The following is a 20,346-nucleotide window of genomic DNA, read 5'->3' as shown; positions in this document are numbered from 1 at the left end:
AACACTCGTGCTGATTTAACTTTAAATAAAGTTTTCATCTTATTTACTACTTCTAATTTAGGAGACACATAACCATTTTCATATTGCCAAACAGCTTGTTCTGTAATACCCAATTCTTCAGCTAACTGCGAACGGCTTAGCTCATTTAAAATTCGGATATTAGTTAAGCTTTTACCAATAAACAAATTAGTAGCTCCTTTCTTAATTCGATATTAACTTTCTCCAGTTGCTTCATCGATATCATCTTCAACAATTTCAATATCATATAAACTTGCATCAGGCATTTCAGTTGAATTTTGTAATATTGCTTTAGTTTGTTCTTCCATTTCAATTATATGAGATGTTTTAGTATTGATATGGTCAGATAAGTCTTCAACCAAATACGCTTTATTATCTAATGGATTAGGCATCCATAAATTAACAGCGTTAATTAAAAATTCGTCATCAATTTCATAAGTAACAATATAAAACCTGTCATACTGTTTAGCTATTTCTGATACTTCTTCATTCGTTAAAGAAGCGAAGGGTAGCTCGTCAAACAATACTAACTGGCCCAGTACCAGCGTTGCTGTAACCAGGGGCAAAGTAATAATTAATGATGGTAAAGTTCTGGATTCCAGAGCTTTTTTTATATGCCAAAATTCTATAAAATTTTCTTGATAAGTACCATAAGGGGAGGTTCAATAATGTGAAGCAAACTTGGGAGTTAGAGGAACTCATTGAACATTTTACAGTTATTCCAGAAGAGATGCGTTTAATTGGAAATAAATATGGAAGTACACGACTTGGATTTGCCGTTTCCCTAAAGTTTTTTCAATACCAGGGTCGTTTTCCAAAAGGAAGGCAGGAAATAAATCAAGAGATTATTGAATACGTTGCAAAGCAAGTAGGAGTATCTGCAGATTCCTTTCAAGAATATGATTGGAATGGCCGCTCTATAAAATATCACCGTGCTCAAATTCGGGAATTTATGGGGTTTCGTGAGAGTACATCTGAAGATATGGAAAAAATAAAGCTATGGCTACAAACGAACATTCTACCACAAGAAATGCAAATGGACCGGGTTCGAGAACATGTCCTTAACCACCTTAGACAACAACAGCTTATTCCTCCGACTCATGACCAATTAGAACGAAATATTAAATCAGCTATCCGTCAATATGAAGAACATATCTCACACACCATTTTCATACAGCTTTCAGAACATTCCAAATCCCAATTAGATGCCTTTATACGCACCTGGTCCCGTACAGAACTATTGGAAGAGAATGAAACCATTCTTAGTTTTCGAGAACTTGTATCTGATCCCGGAAGAATCGGATTAGATAGTTTATTACAAGAAATCACAAAGTTACGAACCGTAAGGAATATACAACTTCCTTATGATTTGTTCAATGGGATACCACCTAAAATGATCCGATCATATAGACAACGTGCCGTCTCTGAAGATATTCGAGAATTACGCAGGCATCCTGATTCTATCCGATACATGCTATTAGCAGCTTTCTTTTGGTGTAGAGGAAGAGAAATAACGGATAATTTAGTGGAACTCATTATTCAGATTGTTCATCGTATTGGAGCACGTGCTGAACGAAAAGTCGAAAAAGAGTTTTTACGCGATTTCCGTAAGGTAGGTGGCAAGACAAACCTACTATTTCGTATGGCTGAAAAGGCAGTGGAACAACCAGATGGTATTGTACGCGATGTTTTGTTTCCTGTTGTCGGGGAAGATACCTTAAAAGATATTATTAAAGAAATGAAGTATACTGGTCCAACCTATAAACAAAAGGTACATACCGTGATGAGATCATCCTATGGTACCCACTATCGAAGGATGGTCCCAGCTTTATTAGATGTCTTAGAGTTTCGCTCCAATAATGATGTACACCGTCCTGTTATAGATGCGATCGAATTACTGAAACAATATAAACTCACCAATCAATATACATACAACGAAACAGATTACATTCCAATTGAAGGGATTGTAAAGCCTGGCTGGATTGATACTGTGATTGATAAAGAAACAAATCGTGTGAACCGAGTGAATTATGAAATTTGTGTACTTCAAGCTTTACGAGATCGATTGCGTTGTAAAGAAGTATGGGTCATAGGGGCCGATCGGTATAGGAATCCGGAGGAAGATTTACCAAAGGACTTTGAACAAAATAGAGAAAAACATTACGAAGCGCTTCGGAAACCCCTTGAGGCACAAACACTTATTCAAGAACTAAAAACGAAAATGAATACGGCTTTAGAGAAGTTAGATAAAAGCGTAAAGAACGATTCTAAAGTACGAATTTTAAATAAGGGAAATGGTTGGATTTCTGTATCACCTTTACAAGCACAAGCTGAACCCGTTAACCTCAATCTTGTAAAAGCAGAGGTCATGAAGCGTTGGCCAATGACGAATCTGTTAGATATTTTAAAAGAAGCTGATTTACGTGTCCATCTGACAGATATGTTTCAAACGTTAGGGAATCGAGAAATTCTTGATAAGGAAACACTTCAACGAAGACTCATCCTCTGTCTATATGGGTTGGGAACAAATACTGGTTTAAAACGGATTGCTGCAGGCGACCATGGAGAAAGTTATAAAGATTTACTGTATGTTCGACGTAAGTTTATCCATAAAGAAAACTTACGGAATGCTATATCAAAGGTAACTGATGCTATTTTGGCTACTCGTGTAACAGAAATATGGGGAGAAGGAACAACCGCATGTGCATCTGATAGCAAAAAGTTTGGAGCTTGGGATCAGAACTTATTGACGGAGTGGCACATTCGATACAGGGGGCGTGGAGTTATGATTTATTGGCATGTAGAAAAGAACTCTACATGTATTTATTCCCAACTCAAATCTTGTTCTTCTTCAGAAGTAGCATCTATGATTGAAGGATTACTTCGTCATTGTACAAATATGGAAGTTGAAAAGAACTATGTGGATACACATGGACAGAGTGAAGTGGCTTTCGCCTTTTGCCATTTACTAGGTTTTCAACTCATGCCCCGATTTAAAGCAATTCATTCACAAAAGCTATACCGTTCAGATGTGGGAATGCAAGAATCATATCCAAATTTACAGCCTGTGTTAACCCGACCAATCAATTGGAGCTTAATTGAACAGCAATATGATCAAATGATTAAGTATGCGACTGCTTTACGGTTAGGTACGGCAGAAACGGAGGCAGTTCTCAAACGGTTTACTCGTAATAGTGGGCACCCAACATATCGAGCACTTGCTGAGCTGGGGAAAGCACTCAAAACCATTTTTCTATGTGAATATTTATCATCAGAAGAAATACGAAGAGAGATTCATGAGGGATTAAATGTAGTTGAAAACTGGAACTCTGCTAATAGCTTCATTTTTTATGGAAAAGGAGGAGAAATCCAAACGAATCGTATGGAGGACCAAGAGATTGCGGTACTAGCTCTTCACCTTCTACAAAACTGTTTGGTATTAATCAATACATTGATGATTCAAGAAGTGCTACTGGAACAAAACAAATCTTTACTACAAAAGCTAGTCCCGGAGGACTTTAGAGCCTTAACACCACTTATCTATGCACATGTGAATCCATACGGGATATTCAAGTTAAATATGCATGAGCGTTTGAAAATCCAGAGAACTTCTTAAAATCTCTAAAAATATAAACCTTCTTAGTGGTATAGGGGGTAGCCAGGATAGTGGTGGTCCACCCTTATTCTATTATAAGTAGCTCAGGAAAATCGGATTTAAAACGTTAAGGAAATTACAATATTAAAAAGTCCAATTTCTCAGTATTAAATTGAAAAATTGGACTTTTTTCGTTACTCCAGAAATGCGCCCTTTTCTGGAAGAACTTAAATATCATTTATCTAAATGAAATCCTAGGTCTTGAAATGAGAGTCCTATTTTAGTGTATTTTTAACCAATTAATACAAACTTTCTACAGGAACATGATCCGGTAGTTTAAATGGATTTTCTTTGTTCATACGATCATAAAACATAACACCGTTTAAATGATCTATTTCATGTTGGATAACTATTGAACCATATCCCTTAAATTTGTATACTACTTCTTTCCCCGTTATGTCATACGCTTTTACCTTAATTCGTTCATATCTCGGTACATATCCCTTAACTTCTCTATCCACTGAAAGGCAACCTTCACCTTCAGGTAGATAAACCATATTAACAGAATGACTAATTATTTTTGGGTTAATCAACATATATTCATGATCTTCATTCTTGTCATCCTTAAAAAGTGCAGCAAACATACATTTATCAAGGCCAATTTGATTAGCAGATAATCCTGAACCAGGACGTAATTTGTATTTCCTTGAGATAGTTGGGTTTTGGCTATTTTTTAAATATTGAAGCATACATAATAATGCTTCTTTATCTTCCTCAGATACAGGAGTATTAACTTCGAGCGTCTTTATTTGTAATACTTCAGCCCCTTCTTTTACTATATCTTTCATCGTAATCATGTAATTTGAATGATATTTACTCATAAATAAACACCTCATCTACTTTCTTATTTAAAACTTTTGCAATTTTAAAAGCTAATTCTAGAGTAGGGTCATACTTATCATTTTCAATACAATTAATCGTTTGTCTTACCACTCCACATTCCTTAGCAAGAGTTTCTTGTGTAATTCCTAATTTTTTTCGTAATACTTTAATTATATTTTTCAAATTATCACCACTTTTGTCTAAAGTATTGGACATATATATTGTATAATAATAATAATAATAATAATAATAATAATAAATGTCCAGTATATTGGACATTTTAATTAACATTCTTATTAAAATTATACAAATTTGACCCTACCCTATCTTCCGTAATATGGCCCGATTATGGAATAAAATGACTGGATTTTTTAACTTTTAATCATATAAAAGTTAAAGTCGAAAGTTTAACGGTAATTTTTATAAAGCAGACTTTTATATATAATTACCGTAACAAAAACGTTCGTTTCTGTTACGGTGGTTCACATCAATTTTCTAAGCTAGCAATCTCGCATAACTGACGTAACAAAAATATGTAACAAAATATTTTGTAACAATATTAATATTTTAGTATTTTTGATACAATTATGTAGGAAGGAGAGGTTGCATGTGAAATTTGGTTATATGCGAGTTTCAACAATTGACCAAAATTTAGATCGCCAAAAGAAACAACTTGAAGATTTCGGATGTGAACAAATCTTTTTTGAAAAACTGACTGGTACTAAACGGGATCGCCCGGAGTTAAACCGTATGTTAGAGTTTCTTCGAAAAGAAGATACGGTAGTCGTAACAGATTTAACTCGCTTATCTCGTTCCACGAAAGATTTAATTGAGATTACAGAGCTCATCTCACAAAAGGGAGCGCATTTAAAAAGTTTAAAGGAGTCCTGGCTTGATACAACAACAGCACATGGAAAAATGCTGTTTACCATTTTTGCTGGAATTGCACAGTTTGAGCGAGATCTTACCTCTGAACGAACAAAGGAAGGAATTTTAGCTGCAAGGAAGCGTGGAAAACTTCCTGGAAGACCAAAAGCTGACGAGGAAAAAATTAAGTATGCTTTATATTTAATGGAACAAGGGATGAGTCGGACTGATGCTGCAGAGAAAGCCGGTATCTCTAGAATGACTCTATATCGTAAGATACAAAACGACAAAGAGATCAACTAATAACCAATGGGGCAAGAGGTGCTTAAGCTATGTCTACTTTGCCCCTGGTTTCAGCAACGCTGGTACTGGGCCTAGTTCTTTTTTCAATCATAAAAGTATGAACATGTTCATTTTTGTATTGTTTTTAATTGAACAAACTCTAACCGTTTTCACTTAAATAAGTACATAATTTTAACGTAAGAACACCTACTATTCAATTTGAATTTCTATTTCTAGCAATTATTATTAATCTTTCTTTTACATGTATTTAAAACAATTCAATTAGAAATTCTATCAGTATTTTGGGGTATATGTACTGGAGTTAATACTAACCTTGAAATAAAAGCCTCCGTATTTTCCTCTTCAAAAGATATTCGTATGATACTTGGCGGCTTCATGCATTAATGACTTGTCAGATTCTAATATTCTTTATATATGTTTGTTCGGAATTTTTTATCATAAATCAATCTCTCATAAATTCATTTGATTATAAAAATAAATCACAAAAATTTAATTCCAATATAGTTCCTTATTTTCTCCTTAGATTTATAAAACACACTTAACTTTAATAAATTTAGGTTAACATCTATAAAAGTTATAATTTGTCCTTCTAGTAGACAAATTATAACTTTTTAATACTCGATATATTGTTATAAAGTAAATGGTAAATTACAAGACAGCCTATAAAATTCATAACATCTAAGGGGAAAAAAGTATGATTTCAATTACAATTGAACAGATTTACCAAGAAATATTAGACGGGAAAAGAAAACGATTTCCTCCTAACACGTGGAATGAAGATATAGATTTTGAACTCTCTAGACGTGTTACGAAATATTTAATTGAACACGTATTACAATGGAATCAAGATGATATTAAACAAGGTTGGAATCAAAAATTAATTAAAAAAATGAAACTTGCAACTGTTCTTTCTAAATATAATTCAAGTCCCTATGCCATGCTAAATGATGCTTTTCCGAGTTATATAAAAGAGTGGGAATTAGGAATGGCCCCCGTAAATTTTTGGACAAAATCGAAAGCTTTGGAAGCCTTACGATGGACAATTGAAGAAAAAGAGCAGCTAACAGATGAACAATTATTGAGTGTATATGGCGAAAAGTGGTTAAAAAAGCATAAATTAATTTCACCTTGTGGTATGTATTGGAACGGTAGCCCCTATGCTTATTTGAATACGTTATATCCGAATCAGTTTAAAGAGTGGCAATTATCAGTTGTTCCCAAAAATTTTTGGACAAAACAAAAAGCCCTAAAAATATTACAGTGGACAATTGAAGAAAAAGAACAGCTAACGGATGAACAGTTATTAATTATATACGACAAATCCTGGTTATTGAAACATCGTCTATCATCGCCATGCAAATTTTTTTTGGGCAAATAGCCCTTATGCTATGCTAAATGCGCTATACCCAAATCGTTTCAAAGAATGGCAATTTAAAAAAGCCCCTATGAATTTTTGGACTAGAACAAATAGTTTAGAAGCTCTTAAATGGACGATTGAAATTAAGGAAAAGTTATCTGATGTAGACATAAAAAAGTTATATAGTATAGATTGGCTAAACAAACATAATTTACGGACACCTATAATTAAATTTTGGAAAGACAGTCCGTATGCATTTCTAAATGATTTATATCCTGAAAAATTTAAAGAGTGGGAACTAATTTCCACTCCGAATCGATTTTGGACAAAGTAAAAAGCTTTAGAAGCTCTTAAATGGACAATTGAAGAAAAAGAACAACTAACACAGAAAGAATTATTAAAAAGATTTACTTGTAAGTGGTTAATTGAAAATGGTTTAAAGTCACCATTAGAAAAATTTTGGAATTCTAGCCCCTATGCTAAATAATCTGTACTCAAATCGATTTTCTAAAAAGATGTTAAAAAGATACAAGAAAAGTTTATTAGGAAACATCTTAATAAGATTAACAGACTTTAAAAATATGCATCCCTCTTTTTATTGAGTAATTTTTATATAGTAATAGATGAAAAAGAGTTAAAGATATTCACATTTAGTAATCCTACATAAAAAGAACATTAAATTTCATTATAATTCTTTTGTGATTAAAAGCTGGTTGATTGACCAAAAAATAAAAATATGATATGTTTACTTTAGATTAGTTATATATTGAATGCATATTCAGTATATATAAAGTATAGTACTTAACTGAATTGCATAAACTAAAAAAGACGAGATGCTGTCAACATCCCGTCTCATAACTGCTACTGTCAAGGTGGCTGTTATTATGCATTATCTTTTTCTTTTAGACCCACGCTTGTACTTTGGTCGGTGAAGCGCGGGTTTTTTGTTGTCTTTTTTTTCGAATTGCTTTTTCAGTGCGTATGCTGAAACCTCACGCACAACTGCTCTTGCAATTTCTTTTAAAAGTTCAAACAAAAATTCCATGTTATATCACCCCCTTTCCTTCCAAATGGAAAGAAGGGATAATAACAAGCCCACCTTCACACGATATACAGTTATACTTCTATTTTACCATACTTCAACACTCTAAAATAGAAAATCTGTCCAATTCTAGTCTGTATATAATCTTTTAGTTAAGGAGTTTTATAAGATTTTAGTTTACTATAATCTAAATATGTATACTATATTTCTTGGATTTTTCATAATTGACCTTAGTTTCATATGCTATTTTTTGAGAATATAAATTTGAAATAAAACTAATATATTTTTTAATGTATTCTGCGATGTATATCTGTCCAAATTCTCTAGTTTACTCATAGGCCTAACGAGTTCCATATGAAGTCTTTATATTTATAATCCTGGTATCATTATCTCTCATATCTTTCTTTTCACTTTTTTCATTTTAAATAAAACGCCCTTGAAATTATTCATTGCCCTTTCCTCTATTTTCTAATTTATATATTAACCCTTTTTTTATAATTACAGTGATTTTTTGGGAATGCACCCGAAAAACAACCCCTCAAAATCATCTGTAATCGTTTTTTGTTCATTAGGTAATGTAATTGCACTTGAACGTTAATAGGTCTCTTAAAAATAAAAATAGAACCCTTATAACGTTTTTTCGTTTTTTAGGGATCTATTCTCTCTGGGATTTCTATTCTTCTATGTCTTCTTTTACTTCTGCGGTTAAAATGTCTTCAGCAAACTTCTTGTAGCCATTATACCCTTTCTTTTCGGCCTTTATCTTTATTGCTTCCAATATCTTTTCATCAAGGTATAGACTTAAATGCTGCTTTTTTTCTTTCGACTCCTCTTTTAATCTATTTTCAATTCTTTCTTTGAAAATTTCCAAATCGGATTTTAAGTACAATCGTTCAGTTGATTTCCCTTTAGCGATCTCTTTATAGGGCAATATCCCATCTTTAGCCGCATTATGAACGTAAGTCTTAGACTTATTTAGAAATTCAGCTGCCTCTTTTAATGTTAAAGAGTCTTTGTATAATTCCTCTAACTTCTTTACATCTTCTTGCTCAAAACGATATCCGCCATCTGCTTTCCAGGTAGCCAGATTGATAGGTTCGATCTGTTTATACTTAATTAAATAGCCTAATTGATTTTTTGTTAAACCTACTCTATCGCATACCTCTTCTAAAGATAAATAGTCCATTTCTCACCTCATCCGAAACTTTCATTCTAGCTGTTCTTTAAATTTTCTTAGTTGATACTTAGTTAAGCCTGTTTCTTTTACTACATCTGTGATTGAGTACTCCTTATACTGCAGATACTTAAATGGATTCTCCATATAACGTTCTCGTACCTTATTAAATGTACTCTTTTTCGATAAAGAATTCAATTGCTCTCCTTTCTCACGAATGGAATCGAAAATGGGACAACCTTTACAATGTTTATAGTTTCTTTGTTTTGCCTGTTTTTGCTCATCTGTACAATTCACTGATAGGTTGTTCAGAGGGCAAATTGAACAATGGGTATCTTCTAAGTTATGGATTTCTTGTAAAATTTTCAGACGAAGACTAGTCAAAAAAAATCTCCTCCTACCGCATTTGGATTGAAATGTACAAAAAAATCAATTAAACATTTCAATTATACATCATCTAAACAGAAACGTTAAATATTAAGGTAAATATATATATTTAAACATTTCATTTTATACCACAATAAATTATGTATTTATTGTGGTATAATTAGAATCATAAAATTTTGTAAAAATATATGTGTATCTTTTCATTCTATTAAAAGGTGTGTGTAAATTTGAATATTATAAATTACGAACATAATAATCAACTTGTAAAATCTAAATCGGATTTTTTTGATAGCAGTCATTTCGAAAAAATTATGGGTTTGGGTATCCGTAATATTGACTACTCCCAATTAAGTGAAGAATCATTAGTTTATTTATTTTTACATGATGAGCCTTCTTTAACGAAAAAAAGAAGTGAGCGAACTAAACAACAGTATCTGCACGATCTTTCTCATTTTCTTCGTTACATAAAAGAAACCATTGGAACCTTCCAGGAGCTATCCCATAATGATATGGAAATCTACTTCTATGAATTAAGTAAGAAATATGCTGCCACTACATTACGTCGAAAGAAAACAGTGGTTCAGCAATTTTTAAAATATGTGTATGATAATAATGGACTCTCAGACAACTTTAGTAGTCGCCTTAAAAAAGTATCCATAAAAAAAGAAGAGCTAGTCAATCGTGACCTTTATCCAGAAGAAGTTACACAGATATTAGATGAACTAAAAAAATCCAACTTTTTTGTTTACACTATATTTTTCTTATTAACTACAACAGGACTACGAATTGAAGAAATCGCAACTGCAAAATGGGCAGATTTGGTCTTTCATTCATCTTTAAATGCCTATCTACTTCGTGTAGTTGGTAAAGGGAATAAAAGTAGGGAAGTTCGTATCTTTGAAGACACATTGGATGCTTTATGCCATGTTCGAAGTTTACGTAAACAAACAACAGAACTAGATGCATCGAACACCTCCGCTTTCCTCCCTAAAGCTGATGGATCAAATTATCGAGCGGACTATCTATCTTCTCTTGTGGCAAAAAAAATTGAAGAAACAAATTTAGCTTTTCTGCGCTATCGACAGGATAGAATTACTCCTCACACTTGTAGGCATTTCATGGCTAATTACTTAATGGAAAAGGGTATAGAACTAAAAAAAATAAGGGACTATTTAGGCCATGAGTCTATTATGACGACGGAACGTTATTTAAGAGAACGTACAAGACGTCAAAACTTGGCCACAATAGATATCGGAAATTCATTATTTTAGTAAATATATATAATAGGAAGAATCTCGATTCGATGTGTCGATTTTAGGAGTTAAAATTTCAATTTAGTTCTCGTTATTAGTTTGTGAATTCTTCACATACATTTCACGAATTTCAAAATCGATATTTAGGAAATATCCCTAAAAACAACAAATGCGATTGCCTCTACTGAGACAATCGCATTCGAATTATTTAAAGCTTAACCCATTCCACTTCCAGGGTCAGCCATTCTAGCTAATAATTGTTCTGAATCTTTTTTTACTAATTTGTTTGGTTGCTCTTTACTACCAGCAGCGGTGTAAACAATTCCTGCCGCTAAAACGATACTTGTTAATAAAAATAATATTTTCTTCATATAGCACCACCTTCGTACATTATACCATTTCCATTAAATTCTACCACTATTTTTTTAGGGAATCTACAATAGAACCTATTACCAGCACACTCTAGTAGCACAATTGACTTTTCAATTAATGAAATATCATTCTTTGCTATTCCTAAATAACAATATTGCATTGGTGTTAGCGTACCATTTTTCTTTTCTAATTCACTTAAAATATCAACTGCATTTTTGTGGTTTCCCTTAATAATCTCTAAAAAAGATTTTTCTGCAGAATGATATATATCAATATTCTCCAATTCTTGCTTATTAACTAACTTAATAAAAGCATATGTGTTAAGAATCGATTGCTTTCTTTGTTTTTCCCTTTCAAAGTTACATGGTCCTAACTGTTTTAGTGCCTTCTTCATATACCAAGATGCACTATCATAACAATCAAAGGTATATGACTCTGCTATATAAGCAAGAGCTGATGCTCTTAAAAGGCGGAAACAATCTTTAGGATCATCTATCGCTAAAATCTCCTGACACAATTTCCTAGACATTTCAAGGTTATCTTGCACTAAATAGGCATACGCTAATCCTTCTTTAATCCTACCTAAATAAGATGACTGAATAAAACTATCGGTAATTGCTTTTATATCCGGAAGTAACATCTCAGCATACTCGAACAGAGAATTGTATTTTTCTAAATCATACATAGTGTAGTAAGTTAATATACCACATAAGACCTTCATCTCAATTGTCTTAATTATCTTACTCCTCTTATGATCTTCAAGCCTAGATAACAATTCCTGCTTTTTAATCGTCCCGTTACTTCTAAGTAAAACCATTTCATATACATAAGCCCATTCTCTATTCATTGCGAGTGAGGACTTTCTCTCTCTATCTACTAATAACTTGAGAAGTGATAAGTCACCTTTTGCATTGGCATATTCCATGGCAATTCTCAAGTTTTTCTTACTCGTTGTGACAGAACAGAAAGTGTGTAACATCTTTCTTTGTTTATGAAAATCACTCGGATATAATATATTAAGTAACTTGATTATATTCCAAAATCCAAATTGGGTTTTCCCAGTTAAATTTTTAGAAAGAGTTCCAGGAGAAATACCAACTATTTTAGCAATATCTTCTTGATTTTTTCTTTGGAAATCAATTTCATCAATAATTCTACTCAAGAATTTCTTTAATGTTTGTCCCAAAGTCTTATCTTCTTTCTTAAGCATTTCGTTCATATTATTTCCCCTTCTAAATCTAAAAAAGAATACTGCAATATCTCTTATTATATTATTTCACCCTAATGTTAGCATATGGTATTTTACCATAAGCATATCAAAAAATATGTTATTTGTAGTCGTTATAATAGTATAACTGTATATGCAATTGTGCATAAGTGTATCAAACGGCAAATTAAAAGGAGTCGAAGATGTTCGACTCCTTTTTTACTTATTTTTTAATTTCAGCAAACTTATAGTTAAATTCTCCACCAAAGTCATTCGTTACAATTCCATTAATAGAAGAACGCTGTAAGTATGATCTGCCTGATTGATAAAATGGTGCGACTGCCCCATCTTCTAATAATATTTTTTCTGCTTGTTTCATTGCCTCCCAACGAGCAGTTTCATTACCAGCTAAATCTGTTTTCACTTGATGAATTAGTTCATCATATGCCTGATTTGAATACTTATCAAAGTTATAGCTACTATCTGTCGTGAATATATCTAAAAATGTGATTGGATCAGGAATATCGGGAGCCCATACATCAATACCTAAATCATAATCACTATTCAGCAACAATTGAATTTGCTGTTTACGTGGCTGCGGTTTAACATGAACCGTTAGCCCCTCTAAATTCTTTTCTAGTTCACCTTTTAAGTACTCCGCATTTTTCTTGGCTATTGCATTATCACTTGTTAGCAACTCTAGCGTTACTTGTTCTTTTCCTAGTTCTTGTTTTGCCTTCTTCCAATTTCCCTTGGCTGTCTTCACATCATCTTTGACCAATGCTCCATTCTCTTTTCGGAAGTCTTTTCCGTCCGGTCCTTTAGCAAAATCAGCTGGTATAAAACCAACCGCAGGAAGAGAACCATTGTTCAACACTGTATCTACAAAGGCTTTCTTGTTCATTGTCTGACTGATTGCCAAGCGAGCATATTTGTTTTTTAACACATCATTTTTCTGATTCATACGTAAAAACTGTACAGTAACTTCCGAACGTTCCTTGAAATCAGGATTCTTTCTATATTTATCTACAAATTCCCCTGTTAGCCCTACACGGTCAAGCTGGCCTGATTCATATAGATTTATTTCTGTTGATTTATCTTTTACAATATCAAAGTGAATCTCATCTAATTTCACTGTTTTAGCATCCCAATAATTCGAATTCTTTTTCAGTTGAAAACCTTGTTCATGCTTCCAATTATCTAACGTAAACGCTCCGTTATAGATTAATTGCTCTGCTTCTAAACCATACTGCTTCCCTTTTGAGTTGAGATATTTCTCGTTAATCGGTAAAAATGTCGCGAACGTTGTCAAGTCTATAAAATAAGGGACTGGCTGCTCTAATTGCACCTCTAATGTTTTATCATCTATTGCTTTTACCCCTAGCTGATCTATAGGTAGCTCTTTACTATTAATTTTCTTTGCATTCTTTATATCAAAGAATAGAAACGCATATTCTGCTGCTGTATCAGGATTCACAGCGCGTTTCCAAGAAAACACGAAGTCTGCAGCTGTTACAGGCGTTCCGTTTGACCATTTCGATTCTCTCAAATGAAACGTGTACGTTTTTTTATCCTCACTTACGTCATAAGTTTGTGCCACGCCAGGAATCGATTTATTATCTTCTCCTAGTGTATACAGACCTTCAAACACATTACGCATCACATTCATTGATTCACTATCAGTTGCCTTTGTTACATCCATTGTTGGGATCTCCGCTATATACGGTAAATTAACAGATTGTTTTGTTTCATTCTTGTCAGTTGCCTTTGTTGTATTTTTATTCTCTTTTTCTTCACTACTACAAGCTGTTAGTAGCAAATTAACACATAAAATAGAAGCTACAACTTTTGTAACTTTTTTAAACATCTTGTTTTCTTCCTCTCTATGTATACAGTGTATATGATTGAATTATCTATATATTTAGTTTTAAAGCATATAAGAGGAGAACTCCCTTTCTACTATAAGTATTCCAACAACTTTTCTCCTTATATATGTTTTAACTAAACAATAAACCCAAAATTATTATTTTTGCTCTCTCCACTTCTCAATACTAAAGGTTTTTAACATTGGTGGATAATTTTTAATTAATTCATCCTCTATCTTTTTATAATTTTCTACATAAATAAAGGCATATTCCATTGGACAGTCCTTTAAACACTCATAAACGTTTAAATGCAAATTACCATTTTCATGCCCTTTTACATGTGCTTGTCCCCTTCCGTTAATAACATTACTCTTTCCCCAGTATAGCAAGTAATAGTCTCCAAAAACCGCCTTGTTTTTTCTACTTCCTTCATTTAAAGTTTTCAATTTACTAGCTTCATTTATCAATTCTATCTTTTTAGCATCTTCTAATTTTACAGCAAACGCATATATAACCCCATTCTCAGCTGTCTTGCTTTTCTTTTTTAACACTGACCATTGTTCCATTGTAAATTGAAATCCATCGCACAATTCACCCTCTGTTCCTCCTATATTCTTAACTGCGTTTCTCATAAAAGATAATAAATTCATTCTTCTAGACTCCTATATTAAGTTTATTTTTCATCATATTAATACGATTCATGAATTTTAAATTTAAAAATCTTAATTAATTTCAATTTAAAGTTTAATAATAACAACGCCAGGAACTCTGAAAAATCCTCAGGGTTCCATACCTTATTAAAGCACAGTTATAATTCATGTTACAAATACATTTCTCTCTATTATAAATCAATCCAGAAGATCAAATCTTAAATTATAAATTACTTCATACAAGTTCACATTAGAAGTCTCACAATAGAATTTTATATTTTCCCAAATATTCCAACCATCCACTTCACCAAATTTACTTATCCACTCTCTATGATCTCCTACGTTTTCAGGTTCAGTGACCAATCCCTTATCAATTAATAATCCGAGATACATATCCATTTCGTCTTGGCTAAATTCAAGTGCAGTACGAACATCATTATATACAAATTCACCTTTTTCTGAACGATCCAACATTACTAAAAACACAGCTCTTGTCTCTGGAGTAATTTTCGTCAATACCCGAATTGCTGAACACATTAAATCTACAGCACTCTGTAATTCAATTTCATTATGATACCATTTTAGTATTTCATTCATTGAAGCTAGGGATTTAGGAAGTATAATCTCTTGTTTTTTAGTAATATCTGCAATCATACTTTTATTCATATCTTTAAGTAGATTTTTAAACTTAGACTCATGCTGTTTCTTCATTTTTTGCAATTTTTTCACAGGATATTCTTTCACATTATTTGTAACTCGATGGTGTTCATAGCATAATAGTAGTAAGTTAGGGAAATCAGCCCTTTCTTCATCAGTCATATTAGGGTTATATCTTTCTCCGCCTTCTTTAGCTGCTTCAATGTGGCAAATTTGAGAAACATACGTACCGTCCTCATTAACTATTTTATTATTACATTCAGGATAAGCACATTGATTACCTGAATACACAAATAATCTCCTTAAAACCCCCATTGAAATACTGAGTCTTTTCGCTTTCTTTGTCATTATTAATCGTCCCCATATCCTGTTAAATTTGATTATTCAATTTTAAAATAACGCTACATTAGTATACCCTATTTACTCTAATGTTAATCATCTTATTACTACTGCCAATATTCCCGCCAAGATACCTTTTTGGGTGCTATTTTTCTTCCTGGGCCGATATCTTTAATAATTCATCGAGGAAGCTCGCATGGTCTTTGCTATGTTTTTTCAGAATGGCAAATAGTAGATTAAGTTATATGTTACCTTTATACGTAAAATATAATAATATTTATAAAAAAGACTCCTGATGTACACAAGAGTCCTTTTAATAAATTATTCTTTTTCATTCCTTCTCACGTACTTTGATCCTTCATTGAATATGCAATTCTTATATATTAACAATTCAATGAATTATACATCTATCCCTAGCATTTTTTCAATACTTGATAGTATTTCTTTTTTATCAACTACTAAAGGCAGCGAAAGTATAGCTGTATTTTCTAAATCTTCTCTTCTGTATCGAATTAATGATTGTATTTTTATCTTCGGTATCCCTTGTTTCTTCAGGTAGCGATACACCGATACTTTATATCGAAACTTTAAATTTAGATCATCTATACCATCTAATAAGTCTTTGAGACTATATAATCCCATAGGTAATTCGCTAACCGGAAACTCTTCAACAACTTTATTCATTAAATCTGTTTTCGAATATAGAAGACTTGTCTGCTGTAACGCTATAGTTTCAAACATCTTTGTAGTAGTAGTTTTTTGTTCTTGTTTTTTAGCTAATCCCACCAATTTCTCCCTGGATGCGATGCTTAACTCGTCCAAGTAATACCGTTGCCGATCAACAAGCAAAACTGACTCTTTCAACAAGAATTGTTGAAACTCACTTCGCGAAAATAATTTACGTTTCGTGAACAGCTCCACATATTTACTATCCTCACAATGTGTAAATAAAGCCTTATTTGCTACAGAGTTAATATATACATGATAAATGCATGGCGCTATGTTCCTTTGTACATAATCATAACTACAACTAAGATAATCAGCCATTTCTTCAATTGTTATATTAAAATCATCTTCTATCAATTCTAGGTATGAAGATGCTATCTTCTCCAACGAAAGCCCCTTACCAGGTATCTTAATTAAAAACTCACTATCCACTTATCTTCCACTCCCTTTAATAGTAATACACTACTTTAGAAAGAAGTTAGCTCATAACCCTCTATTTTTTGGGCTTAGGTGGATTTTCTGAAAAAGTAATCCCATTTTTAGTAATTGTACAGTGATATATATTAGTATTAACAGATTCTTTCTGACTAGCTGCAAATTTTATCTCTGTTTCAAATACTCTTTTACACTTAGTTAAATTAGTTGAAGGGTTCAATCTCCCTTCTAATCTGCCTGCTATTTCTGTCATACATTCACCTAAAGCGAGAAAATTTGCAGCTTCTAATTCCATTGCTTTATAATTATCATCATTTCCAAATAGATAAAGAAAAGTTTCTTTTTTATTTAGATCAAATCCCCCAATTAAATATGCAGCATTCACCTGAATGTCTTCTAATGGCTTCTTTTTGAAAAAGATCCTATCAATAATAGATTTATTGTTGTGAAGTTTGTCCGCATATTCTTTTTTTCTTTCCATAAGCGCTTCACGAAAAATAGACTCCGCATCTTTAATGAGCTCTTTTACGCTTTGATTTGGATTACGTTTAAGCGCCTGCATCAATCCTTCTTTACCTTTATCAGTTGCATCAACATCACCTAATGCAGCTAAAACGATGTGATCAGAAAGCTGAATGATTTTATTAGCCCACTCCTCTATAGACTCTGAAAAATCCTCCCCATTGAATGTACTTCTCCTACGATCAGCAGAAATTTGCACATAGCTTTTTGTAATTCCTCCCATTACTACTGTCATTACTTCCAAATCCCCTTTCATTCCATTTAATTATCATATTATATGTTTTCATCATACCAAATATAGATTATATATTAAGTATATAGGTAACATATATAAATTATTTTACAAGATGGCGTTAATTCAACTTAAAGATTAATCATTTTCCCAGGATACAATTCCTCCATTGCTTCGACAGTAAATATCCATTCTCCCCTTTGCTTCCCTTCGGGTTTATAATATTTCGCTTTTCCGTCTTTAATTAATCTTTTTAACATATCGCTATTTTTCAATCTATTTAATTTCATATGTAAGCTGTCAAGTGAAACTCCTAAACGATCACATGCTTCTCTTGGTGTCATAATTTCATCTAAAGTAAATAACATTCTCCTCATCTCCTATTTTTGTTATTTATAAGTAACTCTACTTCTTATTTTATGTTATTCACAACTAACATTCCAGTTTTTTACATCGTATTTTACAAAGTTTTTACAAGGGATCTGCTATAACATGGCGAAAAGAAAAAATATAATCATATCGTTTTACTTTTATTTATAAAGGAGATGGAGAAATGTATTTTTCAAGCGAAGAACATGAACGGAATTACATTAAATTATTAGATGCCAAAAAAATTGAGCCTGGTGATGATCCTGAATACGAGGCAGCTTTCTACATAACTGCACATCCTGAAATTCACAAATGTTTTGATTGGAATTTATTTAAGACAGAATACTCGCCATTAGGTGCATTGATTTCTCCTGAAGAGGATATAAAAGGAGTAAATCCTGGCGCGCTTACTGGAACAACACTGCCACTTGTTAAAGCTGGACAATCATTATTTAATGGATATAAAGTGGATTTATCGGATTTACCTTTATATAATGAAGAACTTTTCCAAGTGTTTTTTCAGGCATGTAAAATAAGATGGCGTATAACTTTATAAAAAATTCTATTTAATAAAAACTTAGATGGAGTTTTTTTACTATTTTTGTTGCAAACGATACAATAGTTTAGTTAGAAACCTGTTGTATCCATTAATCAACCGTGCAATTTCTTATTTTGAAATAAACTTTTCTAATTTATTTCAAATCCCCTTTATAAAAGAACGTAGGTTCGTGTATAATAAAAGCGAACCTACGTTCTTATTATATTTAAGGGGGAATCAGGGTGTATGACTATTCAATCCTACCGAATAGAATCATCTTATGTGTTGATTTACGAAGTTTTTACGCTTCAGTAAGCTGCATCAAAATGGGATTAGACCCTATGCATACCAAATTGGCTGTAGTAGGTGATGTGAATAGAAATGGTTCAATCGTTCTTGCTGCAACACCCCCATTAAAAGCGTTGGGTGTAAAGAAGATGGCAAGGCTCTACGAGATTCCTCGTCGTAAAGATATTCTAGTTGTAAATCCAATTATGGGAACTTATATTAAATGCTCCAACTACATAACAAAGTTAGCTTTACAATACGTTCCTTATGAGGATTTTCACCAATATAGCATAGATGAATTTCTGATGGACGTTACTGATAGCATTCATTTATTCGCTAACGATCCCTATGAATTTGCTATGAAATTCAAACGTGAAATATATGAACATACACGCATTGAATGTACCATCGGAATTGGTCCGAACCCTTTAATGAGTAAGGTTGCTTTAGATATTGAAGCAAAGAAGAACAAAGAAGGAATCGCTCATTGGGAGTATGAAGATGTCCCAACTAAATTATGGAGTATACGACCACTTAATAAGTTTTGGGGTATTTCGTACAAAACAGAAGAAAAGCTGAATCGAAAAGGAATACATTCTATCGGAGATTTAGCGAACTATCCTCTTAAATATTTAAAACATAGTTTTGGCAAGATCGGAGAGGAATTGCATTTACATAGTAACGGCATTGACTTCAGCCGTATTTCAGAGAAATATGTCCCTGCTACAACTTCAATTGGAAAAAGCCAAATTCTAATGCGTGACTATACGATAGAAGAGTTTCCGATTGTCCTACTGGAACACATTGAAGAGGTCTGTTATCGCCTCAGAAGACAAAACAAACTTGCTCAAACCGTTCATTTTTCTGTTGGTTATAGCAAGAGTTATAACGGTGGTATTAGAAAAACACATACTTTAAGTCGTCCGACTAACTTAACAATGGATATTTATAAGATTTGTACATACTTTTTACATGAACGATATACTGGAGAACCTATCCGCAGCATAAACATATCCTTAACAAACCTAATTCAAGAAGGGGAAGAACAAATTTCTCTTTTTGATAATGTCACGAAACGAGAACAAGAAGTTAAGTTAACAAAAGTAATGGATGAAATACGAACAAAGTTTGGGAAGAACAGTATTTTACGAGGGATTTCCTACACGCATAGCGCTACAGCTAGACATAGAAACACACTAATAGGAGGACATAAATCATGAGTAACGCCAATATGCCCAAAGGAAGAGGAATGGTCTTAACAATAGTAT

Annotated in this window: 18 protein-coding genes and 3 pseudogenes; 6 read left to right on the top strand and 15 right to left on the bottom strand. The window is 32.7% G+C overall.

Annotated elements, in window-relative coordinates:
• Positions 1-11 precede the first annotated feature (11 nt).
• Both PDQ40_RS22735 and PDQ40_RS22730 read right to left on the bottom strand, forming a co-directional pair.
• A pseudogene (locus tag PDQ40_RS22735) lies at positions 12-185 on the bottom strand (helix-turn-helix domain-containing protein); the annotation flags it as partial.
• 27 nt (positions 186-212) lie between these two features.
• Positions 213-584 carry a hypothetical protein gene (locus PDQ40_RS22730; RefSeq protein WP_270691639.1) on the bottom strand — a complete coding sequence of 124 codons (372 nt, stop codon included), beginning with the start codon at positions 582-584 and terminating at the stop codon, positions 213-215.
• Between the two features lie 83 nt (positions 585-667).
• Between PDQ40_RS22730 and PDQ40_RS22725 the strand changes: the two are divergent.
• A pseudogene (locus PDQ40_RS22725) lies at positions 668-3,634 on the top strand (Tn3 family transposase); the annotation flags it as partial.
• A 278-nt stretch (positions 3,635-3,912) separates the two neighbouring features.
• On the opposite strand, the gene def reads toward PDQ40_RS22725, so the two are convergent.
• Both def and PDQ40_RS22715 read right to left on the bottom strand, forming a co-directional pair.
• On the bottom strand, positions 3,913-4,494 hold the full coding sequence (gene def / locus PDQ40_RS22720; RefSeq protein WP_061184386.1) for a peptide deformylase: 582 nt from the start codon (positions 4,492-4,494) through the stop codon (positions 3,913-3,915).
• Complete coding sequence (locus PDQ40_RS22715) at positions 4,487-4,678, bottom strand: helix-turn-helix transcriptional regulator (RefSeq protein WP_061184385.1); 192 nt, start codon at positions 4,676-4,678, stop codon at positions 4,487-4,489. Before PDQ40_RS22715 ends, def begins: the two co-directional genes overlap by 8 nt.
• 426 nt (positions 4,679-5,104) lie before the next feature.
• On the opposite strand from PDQ40_RS22715, the gene PDQ40_RS22710 reads away from it, so the two are divergent.
• Both PDQ40_RS22710 and PDQ40_RS22705 read left to right on the top strand, forming a co-directional pair.
• On the top strand, positions 5,105-5,665 hold the full coding sequence (locus PDQ40_RS22710; protein ID WP_061184384.1) for a recombinase family protein: 561 nt from the start codon (positions 5,105-5,107) through the stop codon (positions 5,663-5,665).
• A 694-nt stretch (positions 5,666-6,359) separates the two neighbouring features.
• A pseudogene (locus PDQ40_RS22705) lies at positions 6,360-7,356 on the top strand (DUF4046 domain-containing protein).
• 555 nt (positions 7,357-7,911) lie between these two features.
• Here PDQ40_RS22705 and PDQ40_RS22695 read toward each other — a convergent pair.
• From PDQ40_RS22695 to PDQ40_RS22685, 3 genes are all read right to left on the bottom strand, one after another.
• Entirely contained in the window at positions 7,912-8,067 is a 156-nt protein-coding gene (locus PDQ40_RS22695) for a hypothetical protein (protein WP_000394773.1), read from the bottom strand.
• Positions 8,068-8,737: 670 nt separating this feature from the next.
• Positions 8,738-9,250 (bottom strand): helix-turn-helix domain-containing protein, encoded by a 513-nt coding sequence (locus PDQ40_RS22690; RefSeq protein ID WP_229136135.1) that lies wholly within the window; start codon positions 9,248-9,250, stop codon positions 8,738-8,740.
• Between the two features lie 21 nt (positions 9,251-9,271).
• Positions 9,272-9,622, bottom strand: coding sequence for a zinc-finger domain-containing protein (locus PDQ40_RS22685; protein ID WP_229136136.1), 351 nt, complete (start codon positions 9,620-9,622; stop codon positions 9,272-9,274).
• A 230-nt stretch (positions 9,623-9,852) separates the two neighbouring features.
• Between PDQ40_RS22685 and PDQ40_RS22680 the strand changes: the two genes are divergently transcribed.
• Positions 9,853-10,896 carry a tyrosine-type recombinase/integrase gene (locus tag PDQ40_RS22680; RefSeq protein WP_242228026.1) on the top strand — a complete coding sequence of 348 codons (1,044 nt, stop codon included), beginning with the start codon at positions 9,853-9,855 and terminating at the stop codon, positions 10,894-10,896.
• A gap of 197 nt (positions 10,897-11,093) precedes the next feature.
• On the opposite strand, the gene PDQ40_RS22675 is transcribed toward PDQ40_RS22680, so the two are convergent.
• From PDQ40_RS22675 to PDQ40_RS22640, 8 genes are all read right to left on the bottom strand, one after another.
• Positions 11,094-11,249, bottom strand: a complete 156-nt coding sequence (locus tag PDQ40_RS22675; RefSeq protein ID WP_000721811.1) for a hypothetical protein — start codon at positions 11,247-11,249, stop codon at positions 11,094-11,096.
• Positions 11,246-12,469, bottom strand: a complete 1,224-nt coding sequence (locus PDQ40_RS22670) for an AimR family lysis-lysogeny pheromone receptor (protein ID WP_242228027.1) — start codon at positions 12,467-12,469, stop codon at positions 11,246-11,248. Before PDQ40_RS22670 ends, PDQ40_RS22675 begins: the two co-directional genes overlap by 4 nt.
• A 211-nt stretch (positions 12,470-12,680) precedes the next feature.
• Positions 12,681-14,324: a peptide ABC transporter substrate-binding protein gene (locus PDQ40_RS22665; RefSeq protein ID WP_242228028.1), complete on the bottom strand. Its 1,644-nt coding sequence runs from the start codon at positions 14,322-14,324 to the stop codon at positions 12,681-12,683.
• A 156-nt stretch (positions 14,325-14,480) separates the two neighbouring features.
• The gene (locus PDQ40_RS22660; RefSeq protein ID WP_242228029.1) at positions 14,481-14,972 is read right to left on the bottom strand and encodes a hypothetical protein; all 492 of its coding nucleotides are present in this window, start codon (positions 14,970-14,972) and stop codon (positions 14,481-14,483) included.
• A gap of 198 nt (positions 14,973-15,170) precedes the next feature.
• Entirely contained in the window at positions 15,171-15,977 is an 807-nt protein-coding gene (locus PDQ40_RS22655; protein WP_242228030.1) for a hypothetical protein, read from the bottom strand.
• 390 nt (positions 15,978-16,367) lie between these two features.
• The gene (locus PDQ40_RS22650) at positions 16,368-17,126 is read right to left on the bottom strand and encodes a helix-turn-helix domain-containing protein (RefSeq protein ID WP_242228031.1); all 759 of its coding nucleotides are present in this window, start codon (positions 17,124-17,126) and stop codon (positions 16,368-16,370) included.
• 61 nt (positions 17,127-17,187) lie between these two features.
• Positions 17,188-17,886 carry a Fur family transcriptional regulator gene (locus tag PDQ40_RS22645; RefSeq protein ID WP_242228032.1) on the bottom strand — a complete coding sequence of 233 codons (699 nt, stop codon included), beginning with the start codon at positions 17,884-17,886 and terminating at the stop codon, positions 17,188-17,190.
• A gap of 128 nt (positions 17,887-18,014) precedes the next feature.
• Positions 18,015-18,251, bottom strand: a complete 237-nt coding sequence (locus tag PDQ40_RS22640; protein ID WP_242228033.1) for a hypothetical protein — start codon at positions 18,249-18,251, stop codon at positions 18,015-18,017.
• Between the two features lie 185 nt (positions 18,252-18,436).
• Between PDQ40_RS22640 and PDQ40_RS22635 the strand changes: the two genes are divergently transcribed.
• Positions 18,437-18,808 (top strand): hypothetical protein, encoded by a 372-nt coding sequence (locus PDQ40_RS22635; RefSeq protein WP_242228034.1) that lies wholly within the window; start codon positions 18,437-18,439, stop codon positions 18,806-18,808.
• Positions 18,809-19,032: 224 nt separating this feature from the next.
• Positions 19,033-20,298, top strand: coding sequence for a Y-family DNA polymerase (locus tag PDQ40_RS22630; protein ID WP_242228035.1), 1,266 nt, complete (start codon positions 19,033-19,035; stop codon positions 20,296-20,298).
• The last annotated feature ends 48 nt before the right edge of the window (positions 20,299-20,346 follow it).

This window comes from Bacillus cereus group sp. Bc061 (genome assembly GCF_027715825.1).
Lineage (GTDB): Bacteria > Bacillota > Bacilli > Bacillales > Bacillaceae_G > Bacillus_A > Bacillus_A paranthracis.
Note: the sequence above shows the minus strand (reverse complement) of the source record. Positions and strands in the feature narration are given on the sequence as shown.